The sequence below is a fragment of the Caballeronia choica genome (assembly GCF_001544535.1).
Taxonomy (GTDB): Bacteria; Pseudomonadota; Gammaproteobacteria; order Burkholderiales; family Burkholderiaceae; genus Caballeronia; species Caballeronia choica.
The window spans coordinates 45200-51961 of record NZ_FCON02000052.1; the positions used below are offsets into that span (position 1 = coordinate 45200).

Annotated in this window: 7 protein-coding genes; 3 read left to right on the forward strand and 4 right to left on the reverse strand. The window is 59.2% G+C overall.

What is annotated here, in order from left to right; translation table 11 throughout:
- Positions 1–36: 36 nt before the first annotated feature.
- The gene (locus tag AWB68_RS22190; RefSeq protein WP_087646499.1) at positions 37–1170 is read right to left on the reverse strand and encodes a PDDEXK family nuclease; all 1134 of its coding nucleotides are present in this window, start codon (positions 1168–1170) and stop codon (positions 37–39) included.
- Between the two features lie 301 nt (positions 1171–1471).
- On the reverse strand, positions 1472–2107 hold the full coding sequence (locus AWB68_RS22195) for a hypothetical protein (RefSeq protein WP_087646500.1): 636 nt from the start codon (positions 2105–2107) through the stop codon (positions 1472–1474).
- A 754-nt stretch (positions 2108–2861) separates the two neighbouring features.
- Here AWB68_RS22195 and AWB68_RS22200 point away from each other — a divergent pair.
- The 3 genes from AWB68_RS22200 to AWB68_RS22210 are packed head-to-tail and all read left to right on the forward strand — an operon-like array spanning position 2862 to position 4821.
- Complete coding sequence (locus AWB68_RS22200; protein ID WP_235028449.1) at positions 2862–3101, forward strand: hypothetical protein; 240 nt, start codon at positions 2862–2864, stop codon at positions 3099–3101.
- A gap of 44 nt (positions 3102–3145) precedes the next feature.
- Positions 3146–4021, forward strand: a complete 876-nt coding sequence (locus tag AWB68_RS22205) for a DUF2092 domain-containing protein (RefSeq protein ID WP_087646501.1) — start codon at positions 3146–3148, stop codon at positions 4019–4021.
- 11 nt (positions 4022–4032) lie between these two features.
- On the forward strand, positions 4033–4821 hold the full coding sequence (locus tag AWB68_RS22210; protein ID WP_087646505.1) for a hypothetical protein: 789 nt from the start codon (positions 4033–4035) through the stop codon (positions 4819–4821).
- Between the two features lie 512 nt (positions 4822–5333).
- On the opposite strand, the gene arsN2 is transcribed toward AWB68_RS22210, so the two are convergent.
- Positions 5334–5813: an arsenic resistance N-acetyltransferase ArsN2 gene (gene arsN2, locus AWB68_RS22215; protein WP_087646502.1), complete on the reverse strand. Its 480-nt coding sequence runs from the start codon at positions 5811–5813 to the stop codon at positions 5334–5336.
- Between the two features lie 10 nt (positions 5814–5823).
- Positions 5824–6762: MFS transporter (locus tag AWB68_RS22220; RefSeq protein WP_087646506.1), on the reverse strand; the 939-nt coding region annotated here is incomplete at its 5' end.

Below are 6762 nucleotides of genomic sequence, written 5' to 3' on the forward strand. Positions count from 1 at the left end.
TCCCTTGGAAATCCGACAACACGACTGCCCAAAAGTCTAGCCGGATACGCCACCAAGTGTCGCCCGTGCCCGTCGAATGGCCGACGTTATTGCGTCCAACGCCCGTTCTGTGTTTTCCGTGCTGATCCAGCAATTCGCGGAGTGCTTGTTCTTGTCTGTTGCGTTAAAGACCCCCTGACTATCCCGCAGGAGGTCGTCGCGTAACGTACGGCGTGTTTCGGCGTCGACCATACTAGCCTCGAAGTAATACTGCACCTTGTCGGGCAGATAACAGTTGGCCACTGTCACCCGTTTGCCTGAAGAGCCAATCGGTAACCTGATCGCGAAGCTCGTGCCTCCCCACTCGGCCACCGCTTGGAGATCGTTGAGCCTGGCAAGCAGGCGGCGGTGAAATTCTCGCGCCGGGCCGGACGACCGTTCGAAGAAACCTTCCTGATCAAGTGTGCGTGTCTTGTCCTTGACGATACGTGCAAGGGTCGTAGCCCCGACCAGCTCTGGCACCAGCACCCGGTGCGAAAAACCGGCCAAGTGGTATTGCTTTACTTCAACCGCCAGCACCTCGACGTTGATCAGTTCCTCGTTCAAGAACTCAACCAGCCGTTTCAATTCTGGAGCGATGCGATCCGCGACGAAGATTAGCCGTATCTTCCGGTCGCGCAAGCTGGACTCCACCCTCTCCCAGTACGTGTCGGGGAGCAGCGCTTCCTCGCCGTCAGGCTCCCCCCCCGCGAGAAACGCTGCAAGTACGTCCGCAGCAACTTTGCCATCCGCCTCGCAGCGCCTCTCGAAAGCCTCCCTGATATGCCCGGTCTTCCAGTGCGCCACGCCGTTAGCCGCATAGTCGAGCATCTGTGCTACGACTTCGCGGCGCCCACGCGTATCCGATGATCGTTTGCATTCGATGAATGTCGGCATGCCGTCCTGATCGAGAAACAGGTGATCGAGGCTCCATCGTCCGCCTGATTCAGCGCTATCGGGCACGCTCACTTCGCGTGACACAAAGAGCCACCGACGCGCTTGTGTGGATATCCTGTCGCCGGGCAGCAGATCAGGATATCGCGCCAGGAACTGCTGTAGGTCCGCTTCCTTCTCATACAAGGTCTCATATAGTGGCGTGAGTTCCGCGCTTTGCTCGTCCAACAGGAATATTTTCGACTTACTTTTGCTCATAATTGCTCCTGTCTCATCGAGACGACGCCACCTGTCTCGCGGGCGCCCTGACTTCCGCATAATAGCGCCACGGAAAGTAATGAATCTGTGCGCCCCCGAGCAACCCTGATGTTTTCGGTCTCGATGGGCCAGCAAGCGCGGGTCCGCTGTTAGAGCGGATCAGCCGTCTGAATGTCTAGATGAACGGGCTGGCGGACGGCGGAAACTGGCCGAGAGCAGTCCGATGCAGGACCGAGGATCCGACTGCTCTATCAGGCAAGCTTCGAGTTCTGACAAACGAAGAAATACTGGATAACATCATTTAGAGCGTTCCACATGGAGAAAGCAGTCTGTATTTGCGCCGCTCCGATAGAAAAAGAGAAGAATCCGGCGGGCCGTGTTGCTTGCCCCCGAGCTGATTTGCTCGCAGGAATGTGATGTCTTCGTTGGTAAGTCTCACCGTGGTGCGGGTGACAACCGTACGTGGTCGCGTGCCGTCACTACTTACCTCGACGGTAAGCGAATAGTCGCCCGCTAGCAGTTCGAAAGGGTGCTCCGTTGCAAGTTGCAACCGCTTGCTCAAGGCATCGCCGCCGGGAATTGAAAGTGCACTGGGGAAACTCTCGAAACGGCTATTGGTTTTGCGCCGGCCATCCGTCTCAGAAAAGACCGTTGTTAAATTTTCCTCCCATATCAGACTTTCGCGTGAGTCATCCGAGAGCCTCCGCAACTCCCACGACAACCGGTGAACAACCGCCAGTGTACTGCCAGGGTTGTAAAGCATTAGTTCCGGCTTGACCCTCAAGCGATCGTTTTCTGCAAGCTGCAACATGAGTGTTTCACCAAAGCGTGGTCTGAGGCGAGCCTTGCGGAAGAAGCTAAAATACGCATTGGTACCGGCGACCAGCAGCGCTACCGATGATATAACTTGCGCCCACTGAAATTCGCCCAAAGCCATCTTTGACCTCGCCGGAAATGTAACGCGCGTTCTTGTTCTTGCCGCAGCGACGGCGCGTTCGGCCGTGCGGAGCGCGTCGACTGAGTCAGGAAAGCATAGGATGCTAGATTGAATTTTCAAGGGAGCAATCGCCATCGACCTTGCCCAGGTGAAGGAGGATGCGAAGAGCGAATCGATTGCGACAGCTTTTGGAGAAGCGATTGAAGGGCGGCTATTCGATACCAACGGACGTCGCCATGCCCATGCGATCGCGTATTCGGACGACCGCAACTGGCCGGCTATCGCCGGATACGTGGGTAAGATTAGGTCGAGTTAGTACAAGACTGCGAACAGTCACGGTTGCAACTGACAGCGCTTCTGCCCCAACCTTTTGTCCCGTGGCTGTTGCGCAAAGCCGGTCGCCAGAGGCCCCTGCAAAATTCCCGATACAAACTCTTGCACGAATCCGGCTGCCCGCCAAGCGCGTACCTGGTCGTCAGCAAACGCGCAAACCGAAGCCGGGCCTGCCAACGGGTATGGGACCAAAGTCCAATTTCGGCGTTTCCTCGAATCGCATAGTCTGTTTTCATATCGAGTACGGTAGAGCGTGTATTTTCATGCGGGCCGCGCCGATAAAGTCGACGACAACGCAGTTCAGAAGGAATTGCGGGTTCATTCTCGAATGACTTCTCTTTATGGATCGAGGGGCAAATCATGACCAGGCGTGCTTTATGGATTGGGATCGCGCTAGCGTTGCTGCAGGCGAATTCGGCTAATGCTCAGCAATACCCCAATGCTGGACACCGTAGCGGCCAAGATTGTGCAGAAATATCAGCAATCGAGTTGCGAGCAACTATGGCAGGAAAGGGCCCAAAAACAGGGGCAGCCAAAGCCCGCGGGCGAACAACGGGCGGTGGAGATGATGCGCAACGATCCGCAGATGCGAGCGGCGTTTATCGACCGGGTGGCAGCGCCGATTGCCAACAAGATGTTTGAATGCGGCATGATTCCGTGACCGCCGGCCGGACGCGCCAAGCGGGGTTACTCACCGAGGCTGTGATGACCTACAAGAAACTGCAGTGGGGCGCAACCGTCGTTGTACTGAGCATGCTGCTGGCCATAAGCGCCCACGCGCAGCAGCCGCAGACCACCCAGCATGCGCACAAGGCGGCGGCCAAGCCGGACGCGAACGCCGCCGCATCGACGTTTCAACCCGGACTGGAGCCGCGCGCTATCGACATCCTCAAGGCGGCGTGCGCCCGCCTTGCAGCCGCGAAGACGATGTCATTCACGGCGGTGGTGTCCTATGAGAGTCCGAGCCGGCTCGGTCCGCCACTGGTCTATTCGACCAGATCGGAGGTCACGTTACAGCGGCCGGACAAGCTGAGGGTCATTACGCTTGGCGACGGGCCCCCGTCTGAGTTCTATTACGACGGCAAGACCATGACTGCTTTCGCACCCAAGGAGAATCTGATCGCCGTCGCCGACGCGCCGCCCACCATCGACGCGGCATTGGAAGTGGCATACCACACCGGCGCGACCTATTTTCCGTTCTCCGACGTGATCGTCGCGGATCCTTACAAGGACATTGCCGACGGGCTCAAGATCGCCTTCTATATCGGGCAATCGAGCGTGGTCGCTGGCACGACGACAGACATGGTGGCTTACATCACCGGCGATGTGTTCGTACAGATATGGATCGGTGCGGAGGATAAGCTCCCACGTCGCGTCTACGCCATTTACCTGAACGATCGCGCGCGGTTGCGCCACGTTCTGGAACTGTCCAACTGGGAACTGGATGCCACCGTTCCTGCCGACGCCTTCGTTCCGGCCAATACGGCTGGCGCCTCACACATTGCGTTCGCACGCCCCGACGCAGTGGATCCGACCGCCATGAAGCCCCCGCCGAAAGCCCTGCCCGCCCAGGCGCAATGAGGAGACGCATCGTGAAGCAAGCTGTCATCCGTCTGGCGGGTCTGATCATCCCGGTCCTCGTAGCTGGCCATGCTGGCGCGTGGTCGCATGCGGACAGGTATGGGGGCACCGCCTCGCATACTCCTGGGTCGCAATCGCTCACCCGTACCGACGCCGGGGGCGGCAGCCTGACGCAAACCGCCGGTGGGGGCGCGACCGCAACCGGCCGCTACGGCGGGACGGCGTCGCATCAAGCGGGATCGAATCAGACGACCTATAACAACAAGTACGGCGCCAGCGCGACCCACACCTATGGGCAAGGTACGACCGCCACCAACGCATATGGGGGGACCGCCAGCCACGCAACTGGATCCGGGTATTCGACATACACAAGTGCATCAGGCGCCACGGCTTACGGCAGCGCTTATCACGGAGCCGCGTACCCCGCCTACCATCCGCCGGTCACGGTGAACAATTACGGCTCCGGGTGCTACAACTGCGGCGGCTGGTCGACAGCGGGGGCGGCGGCCACGGGTGTCGCGGTGGGTGTCGTGGCCGGCGCTGCCGTGGCCTCGGCCAATAACACCGCCACTGCGCAGAACGCTTACAACGATGGCTATGTTGCCGGGGCAACGACGGCCCCCCCTCCGCCCGCGCCGGTCCATACCTCGTTTGAAATGGGTGCGATCTATGCGGCGCTACCGGCCGGTTGCATCAAGCCCAAGGTGCAGAGCGGCACCTACTATCTGTGCGGGAACACGTGGTTCCAGCCCTCCTACGGTGCGAACGGCGTTTATTACCGTGTGGTGCCCGCGCCCTGAAGGACGCCCAGCGAGACTCGCTGCACTCGCGCGGCACAACTTCCCAGACAATAGCGGTGAACCAACTCGTCATTGCCTTGTTCGTGTTTGGGTGCACATTAGTCAGCGCTCTGCTTGGCGGCCGTTGAGAGTTGCCACGTCATCGACGTGGGATGCTCTCGTGCGATGGCAGCGTGCGTCGATATGATTGACGCTGTGTCTGTCATCGGCGCATGGGATTAACCACTGCGTTGTAGCGACTTCACGCCACTGACGACGGCTCCACGTCAAGGATGAACTGATGGGTCAACGCTTCACGGCGTCTGAACGGCGGCTTCATGCGTTGGAGGGGACGGCCAAAGCGGCGAAGCGAACGTCGCGTCCTGGCCGACGGCTGCCTTTGGGTGCTGGCTCCGCAAAGCCGCCCTTCACCGAGATGTGGAGATCATCTTTTGGCTGCGTTCGACGAACATCGCGAACCGCGGCTCTCGGCCAAAAAGAGCCTTTCGGGAATTGGATTCGAGCGACGGAAATCAGGTTGATACCGGCCGTTCGACCACGGCCGGCGAGAGTTTCGGTAGGAGCCTCTTGCGCATGCACGTGGCGGTTGACGGGCAGAGGGCCGCGAACTGCCTGCACAACCGCACCTCGCTGGGTACGTCATCGCGGCTTACCCGTTCATAGCCAGCTCGCTCAAAAAAGCGTTGAGCAGTTGTTGTCAGTAGCCAGACCTCCTGTTGACCGAGTAAGCGTGCGTTGTCTTCGACCCGTTCGACCAGTTCCCTTGCGACACCTGTCCCGCGCCATTCTGACGTGAGGGCGAGCGATCGCAAGAGTGTGCTCGAACCAATCTGCTCAAGACCGCCGCTACCGACAACCGTTCCACTTGCGTTTTCGGCGACCAGAAATCCTTCGATTAGTGTCGTCGAAACGTCCTCTACAGGTAAGCCATGCTCGCTTAACAGGTTTCGGATTTCGCCCAGGTCGGCATCGTTGGCCTTTCTTATCTGCATGACTGTCTGCTCACTCGAAATTTGCCTGATGCTCGCCAAACTTTTTGCCAGAGGTGAAGCGTATGGCGAGGATGAACGCAACGGCCGAAACCAGCGACACCACAAGCACGGTCCATTCGACAGCTACATAGTTGCCGCTCGCCGTCCAGATTGCCGCAGCCGAGATCGGTGCGATGCCCTTGGCAATGTTCGAAGGCATCGATAGCAGTCCGCTCACGGCTCCATAGCCTTCCGTCCACAACACGTCCTGCACGATCGTCCCGCGCAGGATTGTCATCATCCCGTTTGCGCCGCCGTAGACGACTGCGAACAGGATCAACAATACTGGTGACGTGCCTGCGCACATGAGCACAAGAACCGACGCCGAAAAGGCCGTCGTGATCACCAGCCCGACAACTGAAGGACGGACGTTACGGCCGATCGTGAACCAAAGCACGCGCGCGAGAACCTGCGCCGGACCAACGACCGCCATTGTGGCCAGAATCAGTGCCGGCGGCACCCGCCGTTCCGCCATGAGCGGTACCAGGTGGAAGGTTAGCGCCGCAAATGTCGCATAGTAGGCGGTGAAGCACACAGCCAGCGCCCAGAATGTCGGCGTACGTAGGGCGCGCCCGGTTGCCGCCGCATTGGTCGCCTTCAGCGTGGCCTTGTAGTCCCGATCGTCTTCGCGGGGCGCATCGCGGCCGATTGCGAAGATATGGATGGGAAGGCAGATCGCCAGATTAAAGCCCGCGAGTGCGAGAAGCGCGTCGCGCCATTGAAGACGATCGACCAAAACCTGTGTCAGTGGGATAAAGACGGTACTGGCGAAACCTGCTACCAGCGTGACCAACGTAATCCTTGTGCGAAAGCTGCGGGGAAAGTCTCGCGTGATCACTGCGAAAACCGGATCGTATAGCGTCGCGGCCATTGCGACACCGAGGCCGATCCAGACGACGAATAGCGTTAC